General features: G+C 37.3%; 28 protein-coding genes and 1 pseudogene. 20 read left to right on the forward strand and 9 right to left on the reverse strand.

The features are described from left to right. Positions 1-208 precede the first annotated feature (208 nt). A pseudogene (gene yhaM, locus JCM9152_RS07970) lies at positions 209-1,167 on the forward strand (3'-5' exoribonuclease YhaM). A 61-nt stretch (positions 1,168-1,228) separates the two neighbouring features. Next, positions 1,229-1,504 carry a sporulation YhaL family protein gene (locus JCM9152_RS07975; protein WP_235715658.1) on the forward strand — a complete coding sequence of 92 codons (276 nt, stop codon included), beginning with the start codon at positions 1,229-1,231 and terminating at the stop codon, positions 1,502-1,504. A 72-nt stretch (positions 1,505-1,576) separates the two neighbouring features. Here the strand turns inward: JCM9152_RS07975 and JCM9152_RS21795 are convergent, their stop codons facing one another. Both JCM9152_RS21795 and JCM9152_RS07980 read right to left on the reverse strand, forming a co-directional pair. Then, on the reverse strand, positions 1,577-1,678 hold the full coding sequence (locus JCM9152_RS21795; protein ID WP_148296456.1) for a YjcZ family sporulation protein: 102 nt from the start codon (positions 1,676-1,678) through the stop codon (positions 1,577-1,579). A gap of 290 nt (positions 1,679-1,968) precedes the next feature. Further along, entirely contained in the window at positions 1,969-2,886 is a 918-nt protein-coding gene (locus JCM9152_RS07980; protein ID WP_035342959.1) for a peptidylprolyl isomerase, read from the reverse strand. A gap of 164 nt (positions 2,887-3,050) precedes the next feature. Here JCM9152_RS07980 and JCM9152_RS21800 point away from each other — a divergent pair, with 164 nt between their 5' ends. Continuing rightward, complete coding sequence (locus JCM9152_RS21800; protein ID WP_060526028.1) at positions 3,051-3,134, forward strand: YjcZ family sporulation protein; 84 nt, start codon at positions 3,051-3,053, stop codon at positions 3,132-3,134. 51 nt (positions 3,135-3,185) lie between these two features. Further along, positions 3,186-3,272 carry a YjcZ family sporulation protein gene (locus JCM9152_RS21805; RefSeq protein ID WP_081727944.1) on the forward strand — a complete coding sequence of 29 codons (87 nt, stop codon included), beginning with the start codon at positions 3,186-3,188 and terminating at the stop codon, positions 3,270-3,272. Positions 3,273-3,318: 46 nt separating this feature from the next. Here JCM9152_RS21805 and JCM9152_RS23215 read toward each other — a convergent pair whose 3' ends face one another. Continuing rightward, a complete protein-coding gene (locus tag JCM9152_RS23215) occupies positions 3,319-3,498 on the reverse strand; it encodes a hypothetical protein (RefSeq protein ID WP_035342961.1) in 180 nt (59 codons plus the stop codon). 131 nt (positions 3,499-3,629) lie between these two features. On the opposite strand from JCM9152_RS23215, the gene JCM9152_RS07990 reads away from it, so the two are divergent. Next, a complete protein-coding gene (locus tag JCM9152_RS07990) occupies positions 3,630-4,220 on the forward strand; it encodes a YpmS family protein (RefSeq protein WP_035342964.1) in 591 nt (196 codons plus the stop codon). 34 nt (positions 4,221-4,254) lie between these two features. On the opposite strand, the gene JCM9152_RS07995 is transcribed toward JCM9152_RS07990, so the two are convergent. The 3 genes from JCM9152_RS07995 to JCM9152_RS08005 form a co-directional block, all read right to left on the reverse strand. After that, positions 4,255-4,794, reverse strand: coding sequence for a DUF3267 domain-containing protein (locus JCM9152_RS07995; protein ID WP_035342966.1), 540 nt, complete (start codon positions 4,792-4,794; stop codon positions 4,255-4,257). A 146-nt stretch (positions 4,795-4,940) separates the two neighbouring features. Continuing rightward, complete coding sequence (locus tag JCM9152_RS08000) at positions 4,941-5,528, reverse strand: HTH-type transcriptional regulator Hpr (RefSeq protein WP_035342969.1); 588 nt, start codon at positions 5,526-5,528, stop codon at positions 4,941-4,943. Positions 5,529-5,700: 172 nt separating this feature from the next. Next, complete coding sequence (locus JCM9152_RS08005; protein ID WP_035342970.1) at positions 5,701-6,048, reverse strand: YtxH domain-containing protein; 348 nt, start codon at positions 6,046-6,048, stop codon at positions 5,701-5,703. A 90-nt stretch (positions 6,049-6,138) separates the two neighbouring features. Between JCM9152_RS08005 and JCM9152_RS08010 the strand changes: the two genes are divergently transcribed. Then, positions 6,139-6,330, forward strand: coding sequence for a hypothetical protein (locus JCM9152_RS08010; protein ID WP_035342973.1), 192 nt, complete (start codon positions 6,139-6,141; stop codon positions 6,328-6,330). Between the two features lie 52 nt (positions 6,331-6,382). Here the strand turns inward: JCM9152_RS08010 and serC are convergent, their stop codons facing one another. Both serC and JCM9152_RS08020 read right to left on the reverse strand, forming a co-directional pair. Next, positions 6,383-7,465: a 3-phosphoserine/phosphohydroxythreonine transaminase gene (gene serC / locus JCM9152_RS08015; RefSeq protein ID WP_035343211.1), complete on the reverse strand. Its 1,083-nt coding sequence runs from the start codon at positions 7,463-7,465 to the stop codon at positions 6,383-6,385. 135 nt (positions 7,466-7,600) lie between these two features. Then, a complete protein-coding gene (locus JCM9152_RS08020; RefSeq protein WP_235715659.1) occupies positions 7,601-8,035 on the reverse strand; it encodes an HIT family protein in 435 nt (144 codons plus the stop codon). A gap of 136 nt (positions 8,036-8,171) precedes the next feature. On the opposite strand from JCM9152_RS08020, the gene JCM9152_RS08025 reads away from it, so the two are divergent. The 5 genes from JCM9152_RS08025 to JCM9152_RS08045 all read left to right on the forward strand — a co-directional run bounded on the left by JCM9152_RS08025 (position 8,172) and on the right by JCM9152_RS08045 (position 14,497). Further along, positions 8,172-8,639 carry a PCYCGC motif-containing (lipo)protein gene (locus JCM9152_RS08025; RefSeq protein ID WP_035342977.1) on the forward strand — a complete coding sequence of 156 codons (468 nt, stop codon included), beginning with the start codon at positions 8,172-8,174 and terminating at the stop codon, positions 8,637-8,639. A gap of 539 nt (positions 8,640-9,178) precedes the next feature. Then, positions 9,179-9,922, forward strand: a complete 744-nt coding sequence (locus JCM9152_RS08030; protein ID WP_035342979.1) for an ABC transporter ATP-binding protein — start codon at positions 9,179-9,181, stop codon at positions 9,920-9,922. Beyond that, on the forward strand, positions 9,919-11,127 hold the full coding sequence (locus JCM9152_RS08035; protein WP_035342982.1) for an ABC transporter permease: 1,209 nt from the start codon (positions 9,919-9,921) through the stop codon (positions 11,125-11,127). Before JCM9152_RS08030 ends, JCM9152_RS08035 begins: the two co-directional genes overlap by 4 nt. Before the next feature lie 14 nt (positions 11,128-11,141). After that, positions 11,142-11,891 carry an EcsC family protein gene (locus JCM9152_RS08040; RefSeq protein ID WP_035342984.1) on the forward strand — a complete coding sequence of 250 codons (750 nt, stop codon included), beginning with the start codon at positions 11,142-11,144 and terminating at the stop codon, positions 11,889-11,891. Positions 11,892-12,043: 152 nt separating this feature from the next. After that, positions 12,044-14,497, forward strand: a complete 2,454-nt coding sequence (locus JCM9152_RS08045; protein WP_052015741.1) for an EAL domain-containing protein — start codon at positions 12,044-12,046, stop codon at positions 14,495-14,497. Between the two features lie 94 nt (positions 14,498-14,591). On the opposite strand, the gene JCM9152_RS08050 is transcribed toward JCM9152_RS08045, so the two are convergent. Then, entirely contained in the window at positions 14,592-15,308 is a 717-nt protein-coding gene (locus JCM9152_RS08050; RefSeq protein WP_081727945.1) for a cytochrome c biogenesis CcdA family protein, read from the reverse strand. A 321-nt stretch (positions 15,309-15,629) separates the two neighbouring features. Here JCM9152_RS08050 and JCM9152_RS08055 point away from each other — a divergent pair, with 321 nt between their 5' ends. From JCM9152_RS08055 to JCM9152_RS08090, 9 genes are all read left to right on the forward strand, one after another. Continuing rightward, the gene (locus tag JCM9152_RS08055) at positions 15,630-16,025 is read left to right on the forward strand and encodes a LiaF transmembrane domain-containing protein (RefSeq protein ID WP_035342989.1); all 396 of its coding nucleotides are present in this window, start codon (positions 15,630-15,632) and stop codon (positions 16,023-16,025) included. Positions 16,026-16,041: 16 nt separating this feature from the next. Then, the gene (locus JCM9152_RS08060; RefSeq protein ID WP_035342991.1) at positions 16,042-16,689 is read left to right on the forward strand and encodes a PspA/IM30 family protein; all 648 of its coding nucleotides are present in this window, start codon (positions 16,042-16,044) and stop codon (positions 16,687-16,689) included. Between the two features lie 97 nt (positions 16,690-16,786). Next, complete coding sequence (locus JCM9152_RS08065) at positions 16,787-17,656, forward strand: DUF4097 family beta strand repeat-containing protein (protein ID WP_035342993.1); 870 nt, start codon at positions 16,787-16,789, stop codon at positions 17,654-17,656. Between the two features lie 23 nt (positions 17,657-17,679). Next, positions 17,680-18,429, forward strand: coding sequence for a cell wall-active antibiotics response protein LiaF (liaF, locus tag JCM9152_RS08070; RefSeq protein WP_035342995.1), 750 nt, complete (start codon positions 17,680-17,682; stop codon positions 18,427-18,429). Continuing rightward, positions 18,426-19,478 (forward strand): HAMP domain-containing sensor histidine kinase, encoded by a 1,053-nt coding sequence (locus tag JCM9152_RS08075; protein ID WP_035342997.1) that lies wholly within the window; start codon positions 18,426-18,428, stop codon positions 19,476-19,478. Before liaF ends, JCM9152_RS08075 begins: the two co-directional genes overlap by 4 nt. Next, positions 19,475-20,107, forward strand: coding sequence for a response regulator transcription factor (locus JCM9152_RS08080; RefSeq protein WP_035342999.1), 633 nt, complete (start codon positions 19,475-19,477; stop codon positions 20,105-20,107). The genes JCM9152_RS08075 and JCM9152_RS08080 overlap by 4 nt, the downstream gene beginning before the upstream one ends. Positions 20,108-20,177: 70 nt before the next feature. After that, on the forward strand, positions 20,178-20,462 hold the full coding sequence (locus tag JCM9152_RS21345; RefSeq protein ID WP_052015744.1) for a hypothetical protein: 285 nt from the start codon (positions 20,178-20,180) through the stop codon (positions 20,460-20,462). After that, positions 20,462-20,662, forward strand: a complete 201-nt coding sequence (locus JCM9152_RS21350; RefSeq protein ID WP_052015747.1) for a hypothetical protein — start codon at positions 20,462-20,464, stop codon at positions 20,660-20,662. The genes JCM9152_RS21345 and JCM9152_RS21350 overlap by 1 nt, the downstream gene beginning before the upstream one ends. A gap of 195 nt (positions 20,663-20,857) precedes the next feature. Then, positions 20,858-23,005 (forward strand): transglycosylase domain-containing protein, encoded by a 2,148-nt coding sequence (locus JCM9152_RS08090; protein WP_369384541.1) that lies wholly within the window; start codon positions 20,858-20,860, stop codon positions 23,003-23,005. Positions 23,006-23,112 lie beyond the last annotated feature (107 nt).

Here is a 23,112-nt window from a genome sequence, read left to right on the forward strand (position 1 = left end):
TTTTAATTTAGATGTGGCGAGGAAGTAGAATTAAGGAAGATGAAGAGGGTTTTGATATGAGCCCTAGCTTCACTCACGGCAAGATTATCCGCAAGAAGTTTCAGTGGTCCTTTGTTCGACTACGTACGATGCAAGTAAGAAAAGGCCGCAGTGCGTTTTCCTTATATGGTATAATAAGAATAATTTAGTAGTGGGGAGGCGTAGCCTTATGACGAATGGGATTCGTAACCATCAAGTTGGGGATAAAGTAGAAACCTACTTCCTCATTAAAACGTCGACAAAAGGGACTGCAAGCAACGGTAAGCCCTTTTTGACATTACAGCTATGTGATCATACAGGAGAAATAGAAGCAAAACTTTGGGGATGCTCACCGGAAGATGAACAGGCATTTTGTAGCCAAGTGATCGTTCATCTTAGTGGTGAAGTATCGGAGTATCGTGGACGTAGACAAATGAAAATTCAAAGTATTCGACCAACAACGGCAATGGATCAAGTGAAAGTTGCTGATTTTATTCGCTCTGCTCCGATTTCGCCTGATGATATGCTTGATGAGATTACTCAATATATTTTTGAAATGAAAAATGCAAATATTCAACGTATTACAAGGCATCTAATGAAGAAGCATCAGACGGCTTTTTTGCAGTCACCGGCAGCGACGAAGAATCATCATGAATTTGTTTCTGGTCTTGCTTATCATGTCGTCAGTATGCTAAAAATAGCGAGAAGTCTTGTTGAATTGTATCCGTCATTAGATTCTGATTTATTGTATGCTGGTGTCATCCTGCATGATCTAGGAAAGGTCAGAGAGTTGTCGGGACCGATTGATACGCAATACACATTAGAAGGAAAGTTAATTGGACATATTTCGATTATGGTGACAGAGGTTGCTCAAGCGGCAGAAGAACTGAAAATTGACAGTGAAGAAGTTCTCATTCTGCAACATCTAATTGCAAGTCATCATGGGAAAGGGGAATGGGGAAGCCCGAAAGTCCCTGTTGTTAAAGAGGCAGAAGTCCTTCATTTAATTGATAATATTGACGCGAAAATTAATATGATGGATCGAGCACTTGAAACGGTGCAACCTGGTGAATTTTCTGAACGTGTGATGGCACTAGATCATCGCAGTTTTATAAACCACGTTTCCATCAGTCTCCTTTAAATTTATAGTTCTATTTAAGCATGCTTGTACATACGATAAAGCAAGATGACAAGTATGGAGGGGATTCAATTGAATCGTCATGGTAATAGTAAGTATGCATACGTTCTATTAGGACTGTTATTACTCGGTTTTTTGTTGACTCAAACGTCTTTAGGTGTATTCCTTATATCAAGCCCTTGGTGGGTCTATCTCATCTTATTAGGGATTGTTATTAGTGGCTATTTAGCTATTAAATATACGTATGAGGATTACAAGGAAGAGCAGAAATGGATCGAGCAGGAAGGAACAGTTTATATGGAAAGAATTGAGGAAGAGCTTAATAAACGTAAGGCCGGTAACGAATAATAAGTGTTAGACAGACAAGCTGAAGGGTATCCAAAAAGCGATCAACGTTTTGGACACCCTTTTGCTTCGTTATTAGCAAAAGTAAGCGGAGCCTACAATGACTAATAAAATAAATAAAACGACTAACAATGTGAAGTCATATTTGTATCCTGTAGATACTGGTGCGCCTGCCATTATCATCATCCTTCCGTCATCTCAAATGGATTTGGGGAAATGCCCTACTTTCACGTTATGCAAATAGAGAGGATCGGTGCAACATTTAATAATAAAACCAAGTGGCAGTCTTTTGAAATTGCGTCGTGCGCAGTCGTTAAGTGATTAGGGTGTTAGTTAGTAATATGCGTTCAGATCGTTATACGAAAAAATTCCAAAACAAGGGCACCAAAAAAGTTAAAAAGAAAACTTTTTTGGTGCCCCCCTATAACCGGTTGGTGCTTGTCCATTATGATTCGAATCGATAGTGACTATTGTAATTCTGGAGCTGGAGCAAATAAATCTTCATATTGAGAATCTTTCACATCAATATCAGCTTCATCAATTAAATCAGTTAATACTTGATCTTGAGAACGCGTTTGTTGATTGATCAACGTTTCGCGAATCTCCTCTTCAAAATCTTCAAATGAATCACGGAATCCCGTTTTCATAATGATATGATAACCGAACTCTGACTCGACGATGTCACTAATTTCGCCAACTTCAAGCGCGAATGCAGCTTCATCAAATGGTTCAACCATTTGTCCACGTCCAAAGTAGCCAAGGTCACCACCCATGGCAGCAGAACCATCCATTGAATATTCCATCGCAAGCTCAGCAAAATCTTCGCCTTCCTCAAGCTTCTCTAATACTTCCTCAGCTGTTTCTTCATCTTCAACGAGAATATGACTTGCTTCTACTTGCTCGCCGAACTGGTCGCTATTTTCATCGTAATAGGCTTGTACATCTTCATCTGTTACATCAATGCCTTCAGTACCAAGTTTTTGAAGAACAAGTCCAGGTAGAACAAATTCTTCTATGAAATCGTCCATTGTCTCAATTTCTTCTAGATTAAATTGAGTTTGAACGAGTTCAAGGATTTCTTCATCTGATGTTGTGTTAAATTGCGCTTGGAACTGAGAGCGAAGTTCCTCAAGTTCTGCCTCGATTTCTTCTTCTGTAATGTCAGCGCTTGCAACGGCATTTTTGATAACAACATCACTTACAAGTTGAGAAAGGATCGCGTCCGCGCCTTGTTGCTTCAGTTCCTCAATTAATTGCCCCTCTGTAATGTCAACACCTTCAACTGTCACAAGAACTTGGTCTTGGTCTTGTGCACCTTCATCATTACAAGCTGCTAGAACGGTCATGCAAGCAATCCCGATTGCAGCAATCGTACGTTTTCTCATCATGTCAACTCCTCAATGGCTTTCAAGCTTAAGTTTACAGTAATTACTATACCACACTTTACAGTGATAGAGGAAGTACAGAATTTTGATTTAGGGCAGTTGCCCAGTACGAAAAATTCTTGCTTGCATAAGATATCGTAACTAGAAAAAGAGGAGGTGCAGTTATGTCTCACGGATACCAAGCTGGGTTCGCGTTAATTGTTGTGTTATTTATTTTGTTAGTAATTGTAGGTGCATCTTGGCTTTAAGATAACTCGCACAGCTTCATTTTCAAGATCATTTCATTTGGAGGGATTGTAATGAGTCATAAAGGACATAATGGGTTTGCGTTGCTAGTCGTTTTATTCATCTTATTGGTGATTATTGGCGCTTCGTGGTTGTACTAAAGATTGGAATTCAAAAGAGTGAGAGTGTTATAAACTCTCACTCTTTTTATGTAAAAAGAATCTTTACATATGTAGATGTTAAAAGGATAGTAATCAATATGTTGATCGTTCTAAATAATTTCGGTTGTCTTTCTGAAGGGATTTCACGCCTTAAGCACAAAGCGTCAGTCATTGAATTAATCAGAAAGAAAATAATTAATGCAAAAAAACTACTAATTACAAACATGCACTTGCCTCCTGACGAGCAATAATAGTTAAACTTTATCAAAAGTTTGACAAAAAAGATAGGATTAACACTTAAATTGTATTTGTTAATTCACACTGGTGCTTTTAAAATAAAAGCAAGAGGTGAGTGATATGACAATACAAGAAAAAAAGTGGAAGACAGCTTTTTTTATATTACTATCGATCATAGGTATTTTATTCATTCTTTTTTTTATATCGATCTTACGGTTATTCCCTACGGCAGAAGGTGATTTATTTGAGTCGCAACCAATCCATACTGGTGAGGCTTTGTTCACAATAGAAACGGATAAACAACGATTTAATCAATTTATTGGACAACTTTTGGCAGAAACAGAAAGTGAGGTGCCTTATTTAATCGAGTTTGGCGATTCGAATCTCCAATTACGCACTCGCTTTGATATTATGGGTCAAGAAATTCCACTCGTCATTTATTTTAATCCAGAAGTGGAGCCTAATGGTGATTTGCGCTTAATGGTCGATTCATTTGAGCTTGGATTATTTTCATTACCTGTTGATCGTATGCTAATGTTATTAAACGACATTCTTGAGTTGGAACATTGGATAATCATCTATCCTACTGAGGAATTAGTTGAGTTAAAAGTATCTGAAATTCCGCTTGGTGAGGATGAGAGAATGAGTCTGCGCTTTAATACATTGGACATGAAGGAAGATTACATTGAGCTTGGATTATATTATCACTAGTAAATAAAAAAGGAAAAGCGTCTAACGAGACTCGTTAAGACGCTTTTAATAAAATATGGAATCCTTCAGGGTGGTTTTCGACTAGACTTCTTTTAGGTGCCTTTACGATAAACGATAAATAAACAAAATCGAAAAAGATTAAACCGAAATGAATTGACGTTAAAATGGAAATAAAGGCCACATACGTCGGATACATAATCGATAAAAATGCTCCAACCATTGTTAATAAGATAGCTGGTGTAATTAAAGACAGTACGTATAGATTTCTTGCTATAGGTTCATATAGTTTAATGCCTGTTAATGGCAGGAACATGACAAATTTACACGTAATAGAAGCTTTTTTTCCACATAGCCAAATCGGTATAAGGTGGAGTAGCTTATGGGTAGCAATAAGTAAAGCAATGCTACAAATCATCGATATAAAGCTGACATGAACGAATTCATGTGCTTGTGTGAAGCTACTAATAATGAGATAGTAAAATAAAAAAGAGAAAAGCATCGTACATGCTGAAAATAAAATAAGCCTTAATAATCCATACTCTTGTGTTACACGAATTGTTTTCCAACAGTTCATGTCATCACCTCCTCAACAATTGCTTAATTTACGCTTATTTCGAGGAGAAATCAATAGGTTTTCAAAAAAAACTTTATTATTTTTTGAGTATATCTATTGACAAAAAGAGAATGATATGAAATAAAAAAAGAGCTTAGCTTAATAGGCTAAACTCCTTCTGTCACATATTCATTTTCATTTGTGGTGGATTGAAGTTGACCATCTTCTTCATGAAAACTCTCATCAAATTTCTGAAGTGTTTCTTCAAACATATCAATAAATTCGTTTCCGTAAATATGACGAAGAATGCTCATAATTTCAGAGAATTCAGGGAATTTACCATACAATCCTTTGATTGGTAAAGCTCCTTGAAAGACACCATACGTATCAGGCTGATAGCATTCCATTGTTTTAAGGAAGAGAGCCTTGCCTTCCTCTGTTAATTGGACATACGTATTTCGCTTATCGTTTTCCTTCTTTGAAAATAGCAGGAAGCCTCGATCTTCTAGTTTCTTCGAAAAATTAAACGCTGTAGATACGTGCATAACACCGTACTTAGCAATGTCTGAGATCGATGCACCGTCTTGATGATAGGCAATCCATAAAATATGGTGCTCATTAATATTTAAGTCAAATGGTTTAATCCAGCTTTGCCAATCTTTCTCTACGGACTTCCATAATGCTTTACTTAACTGTGCAACTTTGTGACTAAAAATAACGGACTGTTTTAAGGAGCTTTCTGTTGACTGTTCCATAATCCTCCCCCTAACGAATAGATCTCTTCCTCCAAAATAGAACTTAGCTTCTTATTTATCTCTATCACAATATAACTTCCTTATATTATGACAAGGTTTATAGAAAAAGAAAAGATAAATATGTGTTTATTTCAAACTTTTCGAAAATTTGATTTGTTCTTGCAAATTCACCTTAATCAGAATCTTTCATGTTATTTACTTGCTGTTGCAAACTAGTAATATCGTTTTTTAATCGTTCTAGTGATGGTTCGATATCTTGACGATAGTTCTCAATGATTTCTTTTGATTCATGGGCTAATTCTTGGCCTTGTTCTTTTGTAATGTGAATAGTATGTTTTAATTTGGCTGTTGTGTCAGAGCACTGTCGCATTAGTTGCTGAAGAGAACCTTTTCCAGCCTTTAATCGTTGTGTGCATCGTGCTTGTAATTCTTTACCAGACGCCGGTGTGATGAATAGTGTGATACCACTTGCAATAAGTGAACCGGCAATTAGACCGATTGATAAAGATTTCACGTTCATTCTATCCCTCCTTCTATTTGATGGACGCCTTTCGCCTATAGTCTATTTCCTTTCCGTCCTTCATATACATTAGGTAAGGAGGGAAAACAGATGGAGGCGCTGACGTTATTGTTTGTTTCAATCTTTCTATTAACAACTTATAGTCTGATATACGTAAGTATTCGACTTATAAAGGAAAAGCAACAAGAAAGCAAGAAGCCATTTTATCGGTCATTTATTTATATTGTGACGACATTTTTAATTAGTGGCTGTATGGCTGCTTATTGTTTATTTATGTTATAAAAGGAGGTATCTTATTGGAGCTGTTACTCCTATAAGATACCTTGCATGTATTTTATGACTTTCGTTGGAATGCCTTCATGAAGTCACGAAGTTTTTCACATGCTTCAACTGGCACAGCGTTATAAGCTGAAGCGCGGCAACCGCCAACAGAGCGGTGACCATTTAAACCGACAAAACCTAGTTCCTTTGCTTCTGCTAAGAAGGCTTTATTATCTTCCTCACTAGGGAGATTGAAAGTAATATTCATATTCGAACGTGCTTCTTCTTCAGCATGACCTCTATAAAAACCATTGCTTTCATCAATTGCATCATAAATAAGCTTTGCTTTTGCTTCATTTCGATTCTCGATTGTCTCGACGCCACCTTGCTCTTTTACCCATCTTAGAACTTGGTTTAGCATATAGATGGAGAAAGATGGTGGTGTGTTGTAAAGAGAATTCGAACTAGCGTGAGTTTTGTACTGAAGCATAGTTGGAACATGGGAAACATCTGCTTCTAATAAGTCTTCGCGCACAATGGCAACTGTTACACCAGATGGTCCAAGGTTCTTCTGAGCACCTGCATAAATAATTCCAAATTGATTGACATTAAGCGAGCGTGAAAGAATATCACTAGACATATCAGCAATTAACGGTGCATGAGTGATAGTTGGAAATTTGTGCCACTGTGTGCCGAATATCGTATTATTAGATGTAATATGAACATAAGCATCCGTTTCGTTATATTGCAATGATTGAAGGTCAGGAATTGAACGATACTGATTCTCCTTTGCTGAACCACCGATAAAGGTTTCGCCAATTAATTTAGCTTCTTTTAACGCTTTCTCTGACCAAGAACCTGTTAAAATGTAATTTCCGATTTTCCCCTTTATTAAGAGCTGTAATGGAATCATAGCAAACTGTAGACTTGCCCCGCCTTGTAGGAGGAGAATTTGATAGTTATCAGGAATGTTTAAAAGCTCCTTCAAATGATCAATTGCTTCTTGATGAACAGACTCATATTCTTTACTTCTATGGCTTAATTCCATCACGGACATACCTGTATTGGAGAAATTCGTTAGTTCCTGCTGAGCACGTTCAAGAACTTCCTTAGGTAATGCTGAAGGACCAGCATTAAAATTGTAAACAGCTTTCATGTTCTCTTCCATCTCCTTTTTCCCTTAGCTTAAATATGATAGTACGTCATTAACCTTATCCTATCATAAAAAGAGTGAAAAATGTTTTGTATTTTGTGTATTTTCCGAAAGTTTTTCAAAAAAAATGTGCAAACGTTAGCTTTTTATAAAAGTAGAGATGGCTTTTGCTGCTTGCTGTAATTCGTCTTGTGTATATTCAGAGCTATGGTCTTTCCATACAGCACCATAGCCATCCCCTTTTCCAAAGCGTGGGATTAAGTGTATGTGATAATGGAAAACGGTTTGTCCTGCTTTTTCACCGTTGTTGTTAATCATATTCATCCCTAGTGGCTCTAGAGCGTGCTTTAAACCGTTAGCAATTTTTGGGACAACGGAGAAAAGATGACTAGCGACGTCGCTAGGTAATTCAAATACATCTTTGTAATGTTCTTTTGGAATGATCAGTGTATGTCCTTTCGTTACTTGGCTAATGTCTAAAAAGGCGTAGACATGATTATCTTCATACAATTTGTAAGAAGGAATATCTCCTCTTATAATTTTGCAAAAAATACAATTTGGATCGTGAGTCAATGTGATCATCCTTCCATATTTTTCTTTCACTATACCGACTTAAAGACACTGTTGCAAGTGAACCTTCACACGATTGCTATACTTGTCTGTAATTATAAATGGTATACTGAAGGAAATGGTTCGTAGAGGTGACAGAATGAAGAAGATATTTATTGGATTCGCATTGACATTCTTATTATTAGGATGTTCAGATGGAGGAACAGAGAATGATTCTCCTCATAACAGTCATGAAATAAATGGAGATTTACGTGAAGAAACAGTGACTGAGGAATTACCGCGATTTTTAGATCATTATTCAGATACGATTACGGATATATACAGTCGAGCCGTTCATTATGAGGATATTCTCGTTCATATTCCTTGCTACTGTGGATGTGGCGAGTACGTAGGTCATCGACATACTTATGATTGCTTTATTTATGAGCGCGAAGAGGAAACGGTTGTTTGGGATGATCATGGAGCAAAATGTGGAGTGTGCTTAGAAATTGCTCATATTTCAATGGAATTAACAGACCAAGGTTTGTCTGTTGATGAGATTCGTCAAATTGTAGATGACGCGTATCAACAAGGTTATCCTGAGCCGACACCTACTCCTGCTTTATAGAAAGGTTTAAATAAGTAGAGGCTGGGATAAAACCCTCCTCTGAAATGAAAAGCTGATGAAATTTTATTTGTGTAAAATTTCATCGGCTTTCATTTTTTTTTTGGGCTCTTCCGCATTTTTTCATGGAAATATGCATCCGCTACAGGTTCGTTCCATTGCGCTCCAGCCACTCGAAAGAGCGGAGTGCGTCGACGAGTCAGGTGACCTCGTGCGACATGTGTTCCGAGTTCCTCTATTCACTCTGTATTGCATCTTTTACTGTCGTTATGTTATCCTCATGCCTCTATTTCGGGTTTTATGTCTCCTTATGTCCTTGTTTAGCTCAACTAGAGGAATAAGGATTCCCTTTGTCCATTGAGACGAGGCCACTGAAAAAGTCCCAAGAGAAATAAGGGTATTTATTAAGAACCTGTTCAAAAAGCACCAAAAAATATGGACTCTAATGAAAGAAGTCAAGTCGAAAGAACAAAAGCTTTGTCATGATAGTAGAGAATAGTTGTCCATTTTTGGTAATATAGAAGAGAAGGAGTGGTGACGTTATGTCAAAAGGGTTGCAAATTCAAGATTTAACAGGAGGGTACCACCCACGAAAGCCTGTTTTACATCATATTTCATTTTCAGTAGAGCCTGCCGAAATGGTTGGATTAATTGGATTGAATGGAGCAGGAAAGAGCACGACTATTAAGCATGTACTAGGTTTATTACAAGGAGATCAAGGGACGATTCATGTGAATGGAATGACTTTGCAAGATGATTTACATACATATCGTCGTTCACTTGCTTATATTCCAGAAACGCCAATTTTATACGATGAATTGACGCTATGGGAGCATTTAGAACTGACAGCACTTGCTTATGATCTTGAAATGGATACGTTTGAAGAACGTGCGAATACATTATTAGTTGAATTTCGAATGGAAAAGATGAGACACTGGTTTCCTAGTCACTTTTCGAAAGGAATGCGCCAAAAGGTGATGATCATGAGTGCTTTTTTAGTTGAACCACCCGTTTACATCGTTGATGAGCCGATCGTCGGTCTTGATCCAATTGGAATTCAATCGTTTTTAACTTGGTTAGATACGATGAAAACTAGAGGGGCTGCGGTCTTAATGTCGACTCACATTCTAGCGACAGCAGAACGTTATTGTGACCGCTTTGTTATGTTACATGAAGGGAAAGTGTTACTTGAAGGTACTTTACAGCAAATGCAAGAGCAAACAGGGATGAAGAATGCAACGTTAGATGATATTTATATCGAAATGACGAAGGAAGAACGCGTATGAAAGATGGATTAACTTTGTGGCGAGAAAGACTGTCTGTTTATTGGAATGAAGCGATTCGCTATTTACGTTTAATCGGAAACAGTGGCTTTCTATTTACAGTCTACTTTCTCATAATTATTGGAAGTTATTATTATAGCCTCTTTTTAGATTGGCTTCCAGCGGATTTCCCGGCAATATGGGTATACGTTCTCGTGTTTGGGCATTTACTCACTAGAAGTGGTGTACGTACATTTGTAAAGCCTGGTGATCTTGTGTTTCTATTACCATATGAATCACAACTATCTAGTTACTTTCGAGCGTGTAAATGGTATTCATATGCCATTCAAAGTGCATTCGTTTTAATTGCATTTGTTCTGTTATCGCCGTTATATATGAATTATTCTAGTCATGCAGGTCCTATTATTTATATCATTGGGATGCTAATGATCGTAAAAGGTTGGAATGTCTTAACAAGCTTTGAGGAACAGAGATTCCAACATGCAATAGAACGTCATTCTCATTTTGCTTTACGTGGAGTTATTAATGTTGCTTTTATTTACTTGCTTTTCTCAGGCGCTGATTTGTTTTTAATGATCGCATTACTAGCGTTAATGGCCATCCTTTACTTTTTTTATTTTGCTAAAATAGCAAGCAAACAGACGATTAAGTGGGAGCATTTATTAGATGTTGAGCGTGGAATGGTGACCTTTTTCTATCGAATTGCCAATGCGTTTACGGATGTGCCTCAATTGAAAAATAAAGTTCGCGAACGTCGTTATTTGCAATGGTTTTTACATTCAATTAAACCGAGTCCGTCTGTTTACCACTATTTATTTACTCGAACATTTCTACGTGCAAATGATTATGCGGGTATTTATATTCGGTTAGTTGTTATTCTTGCGATCATATTGGCTGTATTACCAAGTGGTTGGCTACAATTAGCGACTATGCTGTTATTTATGCATATGATTACAACACAATTGTCAACGATTTGGTATCATTATGATACGAGCTTATGGGTAGATCTCTATCCGATTGAACAGTCTGTTAAGAGACATGCATTAACTCAACTTTGCTTTCGTTTATTACTAGGGGCAACAGCCGTTCAAGTATTAGTTCTATTACTTACATCAGAGTGGTTGATTACTATTATAGCCCTACTGATTGGTGTGTTCTATAGCTATATGGGCAGTCATACACTCATTCATAGAAGGAGAAAGTCGTAAAGGAGAGACACACTGTGTATGAAGAAACGGTTTATGAAGAACTTGATCGATGGAAACGAAAACTGACGAAGCGACAATCAATGATGGGGCGTTATACAAAAGGTTTGCAGGCTAAGGTTAATGGTCTCATTCCAGAAAAGGTGCATACATTTGTGACAACAAGTATTAAAAATATGACACATGCTACATTAATTGGGTCAGAGTATACAACGAAAATTGAGCCTAAACAAGGATTGAGTCTTTCTGAACGTGATGAAAATTTCAAGGAAATTCTCACTTCATATAAAAGAACCGCAGCACTCGAAGGGGCAGGTACAGGAGCCGGAGGTATAATCCTTGGAATGGTTGACTTTCCATTGTTATTGAGCATTAAAATGAAATTCCTGTTTGATACTGCTGCAACGTATGGTTATGATGTTCATGATTATCGGGAGCGATTATTCGTCCTTTATTTGTTTCAGCTTGCATTCTCTCGTGAAGAAAAACGACCGATGTTATTGGAACGCATTGAAAATTGGACAGAAGAAAAAGAGAAATTACCTTCAAAGGACGTCTATTTGGCAGAAGTTGATTGGAAGTCTTTTCAACTAGATTATCGCGATTATATTGATTTACCTAAGATGCTACAGCTAATCCCTGGATTTGGAGCTATAGTTGGAGCGACAGCTAATTATCGCTTTTTAGAGATTTTAGGTGAAACAGCGATGAATGGTTATCGAATGAGATTGTTAGAGGATAAGAAAGAATACAGAAGGAAACCGTAAAAAGTGAAGAGCTTTTTGCGGTTTTTTGAAATAATAAACGATTATTTTAGACTATGCATTTAAAATCGTTACATGACAGTATATAATGAACCCCAATAAATGGACGGTTACAATTGGCGATTCTTAGTACAACATAGAAGGAGATTGTTCTTATGACGATTAATAAAGGGGATAGAATGAGCAAGGATTCCCGTTTGACCAAGGAAGAACTTTTAGCTGTAATGCATAACGTTCAAGATGCTATTTTTGTTATTGCATTAAACAAGGAATTAAAAATAGAAGGTTTTGTTGAAGTAAATGAAGCGGCCTGTAAACAGCTGAAGTATAGTCGTAAAGAGTTACTCTCCTTGTCACCACTAGATATTATTGATCCGAGCGCCTTGCATTTTATTTACAAAGAGCTTCAAGATATTATGTACGGAAAGTCGATTACGATTGATTCTATGCTTATGACAAAAGAAAGAGAACGAATACCAGTAGTAATGAGTCATCGCATGGTGGAGATGGTAGAAGACCATAAATTCATCGTTTGCACAGTACGAGATCATAGAAAACCAGGAGAAATACAGCGACTATTAGATAAAGTGATAAAACAATATGATTCATTGTTTTACTTTCATCCGGATTTTGTCTTTTCATTAGATGAAAAAGGAGCTATTACAAACCTTAACCCTGCTGGTGAGTTAATGCTGAAGTACGAGTTGAGTGAATTAATTGGTAAGTCTTTTGAAATAATGATTCCTCATGATGAACAAGAAAAAACGAAAGATGCCTTTCAGAAAAACATTCAAGGTCAAACGATGCAATTCGAGAGCGCAATTGTGAATAAGCTTCAGCAACGCATTGACTTAAATGTTACATCAGTTCCAATTATTTTGCATGATCAAGTCATTGGAATTATTGGTATTGCAAGAAATGTTACTCTTCAAAATAAAACAAAAAGGCTTTTGGAAGAAAGTGAACAACGATATCGCTCATTATTTGAATTCAATGTAGATGCTGTCTTAACACTTGATCTAGAGGGTCGTTTCTTAGAAGTAAATCAGGCAACAGAACGATTAACCGGCTATCATGCTGATGAGCTTTTAGAGAAATCATTCTTACCGCTTATTGTGCCAGAGGATAGGGAAAGAACCTTTCATCATTTCCAGAAAGCGTTAGAAGGTAACCCACAGCAATACGAAACATCTATGTATAATAAAAATGATGAAAAAATGTATTTTCATATCACGATTATTCCTATTTTTATTGACCGAATACTGACAGGGATTCATTGTATTGGAAAGGATATTACAGAAAAGAAAAGAATAGAAGAAAAAATGAATTATTTAGCATTCCATGATTCGTTGACTGAGTTACCCAATCAACGTTTGTTTCGTTTTGAAGGTAACCAAGCTCTTAAAGAAGCCAAAGAAAAAAGGGGAATGATTGCTGTTTGTTTTTTGGATTTAGATCGCTTTAAGTTCATTAATGATTACTTAGGTCATGAAATAGGCGATCTTTTGTTACAAAAGGTAGCTAATCGATTAGAAAAAGTGTTAAAGGATAAGGGAAGGGCTTTTCGTTATGGAGGAGACGAATTTATTCTTTTATTAAAAAATACAAGTGAGGTAGAGGTACTATCAACGGCTAAGAATGTGATTGAGAATATATCTAAGCCCTTTAATCTAAATGGATTTGAAGCAGTTGTTACCGCTAGTATGGGGATAAGTCTTTATCCGCATCATGGAGAGACCCCTTTTACTTTAATTAAAAAAGCAGACAATGCCATGTATCATGCAAAGAGACAAGGTAAAAATAATTTCCAAATATATGGTAGTTATGTGCGTGGCATGACGAACGGTAACTTGAAGCTCGAGACTTTAATGCATAAAGCTCTTGAACAACAAGAATTACTGTTACTTTATCAACCACAAATGGATGCAAAAACAAATACGATTTATGGAGTTGAAGGGCTTATTCGATGGAATAATGATGAATTAGGGATGGTTTCACCTCAAGAATTTATACCAGTAGCCGAAGAGACGGGGCTTATAGTACCAATTGGAGAATGGGTGATTAGAACCGCTTGTAAGCAAAATAAAGAGTGGCAGCAGAAAGGTTTATCCCCGATAGTCGTATCTGTCAACCTCTCTATTCGTCAATTTTATCAATCAGACTTAATTGAAAAAATAGATGCTATTTTAAAGGAAACACAGTTAGACCCATGCTTTCTTGAATTGGAAATTACTGAATCGATGGCGATGCATGCGGATACGGCAATCGTTATTCTCACAGAATTAAAGAAATTAGGCGTGAAGATTGCAATCGATGACTTTGGAACAGGATACAGTTCGTTAAACTATTTAAAACGGTTCCCTATTGATCATTTAAAGGTAGATCGATCTTTTGTGAAAGATATACAAGTAGATGATGATCGAGATATTATTACTACAATCATTGCTTTAGGGCATAATCTAAAGATGAAGGTTATTGCAGAAGGAGTTGAAACGAAAGAGCAAGTGGCATTTTTAAAGAAAGCCAAGTGTGACATCCTTCAAGGATATTATTATAGTAAACCACTTGATTCCAAAATGATTGAAGAAATGCTTCTCCATCAATCGTGATTAAATTGGCATATATAAACCTAATGACGTAATCTGTACGTTGACCTTTCGACAGTTACGTCATTGGTTGCTTAATGGATATGTTTAATTATTATTAGATTCCAAATGGGACAAACCTGGCTAAATAGGCTGAGATCGTACTGTATTGCCCCGTAAATAATAGAATTCCTAATATGACCATAATGACACCGCTCCCTTTTTGAATAGTAGGGAGCCATTTGTTTATGCGGCGTACTTTATCAAGTGATTTTGACCAAATAAGAGAGACGAGGAGAAAAGGAACTCCAAGACCAATCGAATAGACGAATAACATGAAAACCCCTGTCATCATTGTTTCTGAACTGCCTGCAAGAAGAAGAATTGATGAAAGGACAAGACCTATACATGGTGACCAGCCTGTACCAAACAAAAAGCCAATTAAAATCGAGTTAGCAAAGCTCTTTGATTTCTTCGGCTTTACATTTAACCGTTTCTCACTCATAAGCATACGAATCGAAATGATTCCCATCATTTGTAACCCAAATACCGCAATAATAATCCCACCGAGCTGTTCAATCAATTGCCGATTCCCTGAATAGAGCTGTCCAATGAACGTTGATGATAGACCAAGCATTAAAAAAATCGTTGTAAATCCGATAATGAAGCCGATACTACGTGAAAAGATAAAGCGTCGATCTGCTTGAATTTGATTATTTGCAACTGAAGTTCCAGTTAATTGAGCTAAGTAAGCTGGTACGAGTGGGAAAATACATGGTGATAAAAAAGATATAATTCCAGCAAAAAAAGCGAGCCAGATTGAAACTTCCATTATGAAACCTCCTCAGTGTATGTAACGAACGTTGATTTAAATATATTCTAAATCAAATCGATTTTATGAATCAAATAATTGAAAAGATGAAATTTTAGGAGTTTGGACCTTTTCATGAGTTATCCGTGTAGAAATCTCATAGCTTTAGTCTATTATATCGCAATTGTTCATTAAAAATAGGGTGATCCAAGAAAGTTCACGGAAAGGACAAGAGGCTGAGTGTTCTCTCAGTCTAAAGTCTGAGAGAAAAACAATCTTGAGAGTGGCTACAATAAATCGAGTGTTCCGTATGATAAGAGTAGATTCAAGAAGGAGGACATAGCGATGAAATTAACAGGAAAAGTGTTTGCTGGTTTCTTACTTATTTTTATTGGAGCGAGTATGCTACTAAGCTTGATTGGAATACATCTTGGAGGATTACTTGGACTTGCAATTGGTGCTGCGTTGTTGTATTGGGGGTACTGCCGCTACCAAGAGAATGGCCGTTGGTCATTATCTAGCATTATTCTGATTGTTCTAGGAATAAGCTTTTTATTTGGAGGTATAGGAGGTGTCATTAGTTTATTAATTGGTGGGTTTTTAGTTTATGTTGGCTATCAATTTATGACAAAAAGTGATACGAAGAAGAGCCATGAAGAGGAAGAAGAAAGTTTGGATTATTCGAAATCAACATATGACTCATTAGATGAAGAAATCGATCGCTTATTAGAAAAGAAATAGTAGGAGGATGGTAAAAATGGATATGACAAAGCGAGTTCAGCAATTTTTTAAGGCTTATGTAAATGAAGGGTTAGAAAAGATGGAAGATCCTGTTATAATGGTGAAGCAATATATGCGAGATGTGAAGGCAGAAATGAAACGTATGACGCAATTAATTGAAAAGAAGCAAGAGCTTTCTGAAATGTTAAGAATGGATGCTGAACAGTTGAAGGAAACCATTGCGAAACGAGAAAAGCAAGCGAAAATCGCCCTGGAAAATGGTGATGAGGAGTTAGCAAAAAGACTACTAAGCAACAAGCATGATGCGTATGAGCAGCAAAATCGCTATAATGCTTTATTTGAGCGTAATGAGGAGCAGCTTGTTGAACAAAAGGCTGAATTAGAGCAGTTGCTTCTGAAGTATCAAAAGCTTAAGGAACGTAAGCTTGATCTGTTATTACGAACGGAAGCAGTTGAATCAAAACGGCATGTTGAACAGTTAGAGAAGCAAGGCATCCGTCGTTCGCAAATTCAGGAAGATCCATTTGAACGTTGGGAAGAGAGAATAACGGAAATGGAACGACACCAAGGGAAGACGCATAAGCATGAGACATTACAGGTAAATCAATTAGTAATGGATGAGTTAGAGCAATTAAAGGCTGAATTAAACGAAAAAAAAATGTGAGTACAGTCGTGCGGGAACTGGAGAGTTTATTTATCCATCCCTCACGACTTCATAGCATTTAAGATAACTGTTCTTAAATGAATGAGGAGGACTTATAATGAAATCTTTATTGGGGGTCGCTTTAATTATTATTGGTGTAATCGTCGTTGTATCTGCTGTTTGGCCAGCATGGTCAACAATGAACAAGGATGAGGTAGGGGACTACTTACAGGAACCCATTGATCAATTGAATGAGGTGAAGCTGTCTGGTGTGGCAGTTGATTGGCAAATTGAAGCATCAGATAGCTCATCTATTGAAGTTGAGTTAGTAAATAAGCATAATCGTACGAATATGTATTCTTCGGTGCAAAATGGTACATTAACAGTAGAGATTAAACGAGAACAACGTTTTGCCTTTCTATCATTTGATTTTTCTTTTCAGCAAGAGCAAGCAATTGCTAGAATTCCAGCAGAATATATCGACTCTTTAGAAGTTCATTCTGTTTCAGGTGACATACTCATACGTGAATTATCACGATTAAATTCTATTGCGTTAAAAACGGTATCAGGTGACTTAAAGGCTGATTCTCTTACAATTGATTCGGCAGCTGTATTTAATACGACCTCTGGTGATATTTTAATTGAAAGTGTCTTGGCAGAAGAAGTGAAGGCTGAGACAGTTTCAGGAGACATTAGTATCCCAACTATTCAAGGAACTCTAGTTGCAAAGACGACTTCAGGCGATATTCATGCAGAATTTCAGCACGAGCATAAAGAAGCGACACTACGAACGATTTCAGGTGATGTGCTTGTAGGCTTGGCCAATGCGAATGCCGATTTATCATTAAAGACGACCTCTGGTGATCTAATGGTTGTACCGAGTTTGTCAAATCAACAGCTTTCCAATCGTGAAATTTCTGGTAAGATTGGTGAGGGAGAATATCCGGTCTCGGTCACAACGACCTCCGGAGATATTGTAATAAAATAAATAGTAGGAAAGGAGCGGTTCTCATGAAGAAACAAACATTAATTGGAATTATTATTGCTATTATCGGATTAAATCTTCTGTTTAATTCCTTCCATCTTTCAATGGGTTCTTTAATTGGGCCGCTCATTTTTATATTGTTGGCGATTTTCTTTTATCAAAAGGGTCATCGTTTTTTAAGTTTGCTGTTTTTTATCATTTTTTTAACCGTTGTGTTTGATTTCATTTTTTCAATCAATTTCTTTTCCCTTTTTATTGCAGGTGTGGCCATCTATTTTGGCGTTCGTTTATTACGCTCAAACAACAAGGATAATCAAAAAAACATTTACGAAACAAAATGGGAAACAGATGAAAATGATCAGAAGGAAGAAGAGCCACGACAAGAACATAGCGCTTTTCATAATGATGCGCCAATTATTCGTAGAAGTATTATTGGTGAGGTTGATTATCGAGAATCATTTGAATTAAGAGATATGACTGTGTGGAACGGTATAGGTGAAGTTCGTCTAGATTTATCTCGGGCTATTATACCAGAAGGTGAGACGGTTGTTATTGTTCAAGGTTTCATAGGAGAGGTTCAGGTTTATATACCTGATGATTTAGCTGTGTCTGTGCAAGCGTCCACGATCCTTGGGGAAGTAGCTGTTCTTCATGAGCGGCATAGCGGTATTAATCCGAACTTAAGTATTACAACGAAAGGATATAAAGAATCCTCTCGACGTGTCAAGCTCATATTATCAACCTCGATTGGGGAAGTGAAGGTGCGTTCACTATGAGAAAACGGCTTGCGCGTATACAATGGCAGTTTATTCGACATAATTTAGTGGCGATGTTTCTTATTTCATTTTTTCTGATTTTCATGATTACGTACGAAAGTAGTCGTGGCTTTCTATTGTTAATTGATTATTCACTTGCAGGTATACCAGTGTTAGCATTGTGTATTGTCGTTATTATTATGACAGGGATTGTAAGTGGTTATCTTCAAGCATTGCCGATGCGGAGAAGAATGGATCAGCTTGTTCATGCTGCTGCGAAATATGAGAGGGGAACATTTGCTTATCGAACAGAAATTAGTGGTGAAGATGAAGTGTCAGAGCTTGCGGATCGTATGAACCGAATGGCCGCTCATATCGAGGAGCAAGTAGCCTCTTTGCAACGTTTATCAGCTGAACGAGCTCGTATGCAGGATTCAGTGAAAAAAGCTGCTGTTACTGAGGAAAGGCAACGGTTAGCAAGGGAATTACATGATGCTGTTAGTCAGCAATTGTTTGCGATTTCAATGATGACAGCAGCGATTAAGCAAAGTCTTGAGGAAAGAGAAGATTCTTCTGTTGAGCAAGTGAAGGTAGTGGAGAAGATGGCCAATACGGCCCAGGCTGAAATGAGGGCGTTATTGCTTCATTTGCGACCTGCGCATTTAGAAGGTAAAAGTCTTCATGAAGGGGTTGAGCAGCTTCTTACAGAGCTAAAGCAAAAATATCAAATACGAATTCAAGTAAAGATAGCGGATGATTTATCGATGCCAAAAGGAATAGAAGATCAACTGTTTCGAATGGTTCAAGAAGCGATTTCAAATGTCCTTAGGCATGCAAAAGCATCATTGCTTGAATTTGATTTAAAACAAACAGATAAAGAAGTCAAATTGAAATTAATAGATAATGGTGTTGGCTTCTCTGAAAAGGCCGTTCAACAAAGTTCTTATGGTTTGCAAACAATGAAAGAGAGAATGAATGAGATTGGTGGTACACTTCATATCGTTTCTGTACCGAGTAAAGGAACACAAATTGAGGCGAACATTCCAGTCACATGGAGGGACGAACAATGATTCGAGTCGTATTAGTTGATGATCATGAAATGGTACGTATGGGGCTGTCGGCCTTTCTATCAACACAAGCTGATATTGAAGTTGTTGGAGAGGCTAGCAATGGTCAATTAGGCGTGGACTTAGTATTAAACGAAAAGCCTGACGTTGTTTTAATGGATTTAGTGATGGAAACGATGGATGGGATAACAGCGACTTCATCCATTACAGAAAAGCTTCCAAATGTTAAAGTGATTGTTTTGACGAGCTTTATTGATGATGAAAAAGTATATCCTGTTATTGAAGCTGGAGCTTTTAGTTATTTGTTAAAAACTTCCTCTGCAAATGAAATTGCAACGGCGATAAGAAGTGCAGCTAAGGGAGAAGCAATCGTAGAGGCTCAAGTAACGAATAAAATGATGCAAAGGATGCGAAGTGCGAAAGAGAAACCTCTTCATGAAAGTTTAACGAGACGTGAACATGAAGTGCTGCTTCTCATAGGTGAAGGCAAGAGTAATCAAGAGATTGCTGATGCGCTTTTTATTGGGATAAAGACCGTGAAAACACATGTAAGTCACATTCTTCAGAAATTAATGCTTGAAGATCGTACACAAATTGCCGTATATGCACACCGGTTTGGATTAGTTAAATAAGAAATCGATATATGAATATGAATCATTCTATGGAGCAGACTAGTGTTATACTCTGTAGGGTGGGATGAATATGTTTGTAGAATTGTTTTTATGGGCGCTCGTGATTGGATCTTGGTTTACTCTACTATTATTAAAAAAGGAAGATATAAAAAGGTATATGCCTGCTGCGCTTTTGGCTTCTTATTTAATGATTATTTATAATATCTTCGCAAGTAACCGATCTCATTGGGAGATACACTATCCGATTATTCCTGCACTAGATCCATTATTTATTTCAGGTGTTTTCGGCGTTTTTCCTGTTATTACGATTTGGGTTTTTTATTTTACGTACAGACGTGTTTTTGGTTGTACTTAGTGATAAATGTAGTCATTGATTTTATGTTTGCCATTTTCCCAATTCATTTCGTGTTTGAACATATACTCGGTATTTATGAATTGGATGAGATTTCTGAGATTGAGCGATTTAGTCTGTTCGTTACATTTTCTATAGTCATTTATGTGGCTTATAGATGGCAGGAAGGGATCTTTCAAAGTAGAAAGGGTATGAAGAGATAATGAAATAGTCGATCGGTATAATTATACTCACTTTTATGTGGGTATTTTTAGTGTGAAAAGAGATATAGTGATTTAAAGATTTCATCGACATTTTATGATAAAATTTGCATAAAGCTTAAGCAAATGATTCGCATTATTAAATAATAATCGTTATTATATGAGAGGAAACGTATGTACGTTAAAGGAGGTGTATATATGACAATGAAAAAGCGGATCGTGCTCTTTATTGGAAGCTCTTTCGCACTTATACTATTAGCTTTTATTATCTATCTTACTGTTCTACTAACTGGCCAATATGTCATTGATGAAGAGAAGCTCGTTATGAAATCAACGACATTGTTAGTCGATCAAAATGGCGAATTAATTACTCAATTATATCGTGAAAATCGAGAACCAATCTCAATATTAGATGTGCCACAACATGTTCAAGATGCTTTTATAGCCATTGAAGACGTTCGCTTTTATGAGCATCAAGGGTTTGATATGAGAGCAATTGGTCGTGCCTTGTACCGAGATATTGCAGCCGGGGCAAAGGTTGAAGGTGGTAGTACGATTACACAGCAGCTTGCCAAAAATGTGTTTTTGTCAAATGAAAAATCATGGTTAAGAAAGACACAGGAAGTTTCGATTGCGATGAATTTAGAGAGACGGTATAGCAAAGATGAGATACTAGAGATGTATTTAAATCAAATTTATTTTGGGCATGGAGTGTATGGTATTCAAGCAGCAGCTTCACTTTACTTTAATAAAGATGTTTCAGAATTAACGGTAGAGGAAGGAGCGTTGTTAGCTGGCTTACCGAAGGCTCCTAATGCGTACTCACCACTCGTTGATATTGAGCGTAGTAAAGAGCGGCGTGACCTTGTATTATCCGTTATGCAACGAAATGGGTTCTTGTCAGCTGATGAGGCTGTTCGTCTGAAAGGAAGAACTGTCGCGGTTGCCGAGCGACAAGATCTTAATCTCGATCCATATTTTACGTATATTGATATGGTCATGAATGAAGCGGAAGAGCGTTACCAGCTTACAAATGAAGAGCTTCTAACAGGAGGATATACGATTGTCGTTCCGATGGATGAGCAATTATTAATCGATTCATATACAAAATTACAAGCTGATCACTACTTTCCTTCTGAAGACAGTCATGCTGAAGCGGCATTTGTACTAATTGATCATCAAACAGGTGGTGTACTGGCTGCTCATGGTGGTCGTGAATATGTGCGGAAAGGGTTGAATCGTGTTGATGTTAAACGCCAGCCTGGATCGACCTTTAAGCCGATTGCGGTCTTTGCTCCAGCATTAATGAATGGGTATGAGCCTTATTCACTGTTAAAGGATGAGCAAATCGATTATGATGGGTACTCACCGAGAAATTATAATGATCACTATCAAGGTGAAGTCTCCCTGTACGAAGCGATCATACAATCGTCAAACGCCCCGGCGGTTTGGTTACTTGATCAAATGGGTCTCGACGATACGATAACGCTATTGAATGATGTTCAAATTGAGATTGAAGATCGTGGGCTAGCAATGGCTTTAGGTGGATTAAGTGAAGGTGTGTCTCCGCTAGAACTGACAGCTGCTTATCAAATCTTTGCGAATGGTGGTTATTATGTGGAACCGTCCTTTATTTTAGAAATTTACTCGCGTGATGGCGAAAAATTAGGTGAAACAAGTCAGGAAAAGCGAAGAGTCGTAGATCGTCAGCTAGCTTGGGACATGACAAGGATGCTAGAATCTGTTGTACAGGAGGGGACAGCAACGGCTGGTGAGACTCAGTGGGCATTAGCAGGAAAGACCGGTACGACTTCTTTTCCTGATGTTCAGGGTGCTACACGGGATGCTTGGTTTGTTGGATACACTCCGAAAGCGGTTGGAGCAGTGTGGATGGGGTATGACGTAACGACAATGGATCAATACTTTCATGGTGGAAGTCAGTATCCAACGATCTTGTTTAAAGATATTATTAGTGAACAAATGAGTGAGAATAGCTTACTTACATTTGAAAAGCCAATCGACGTTACTGAATTAGAACGACCTATAAAAATGCCTGCTTCACTTGATTTACAAGCTTCAAAAGCGTTTGGTGGTCGAGCTCCATTTAGTGTACGATTAAATTGGACCGAAACAGAAGATGAGCGTGTTCAATATACGATCTATGAAATAAGTGAAGAGAGTAAGGAAGAGATTGCGACTGTAACGGGTATTCACGAATATACATTGCCCATTTATAATCCATTTATAACAAAGACCTATCAAGTTGTATCGTACAATCATCAAACAGAGAAATCAGGTGAAGCTTCTAATTTAGTGGAAGCCACCTTTCAGTTTGGTTTTCATTAGTTAAGAAAAGACACTATCGCGTTTTTCTATAGCCACTGAAAAAGGATAAATCAACTTTTTCAGTACCTTTGCCTAAAGGGTACTAAAAAAATTGAAAACCAAACTTT

The sequence above is a fragment of the Halalkalibacter hemicellulosilyticusJCM 9152 genome, assembly GCF_000513115.1.
Taxonomy (GTDB): Bacteria; Bacillota; Bacilli; order Bacillales; family Bacillaceae_D; genus Halalkalibacter; species Halalkalibacter hemicellulosilyticus.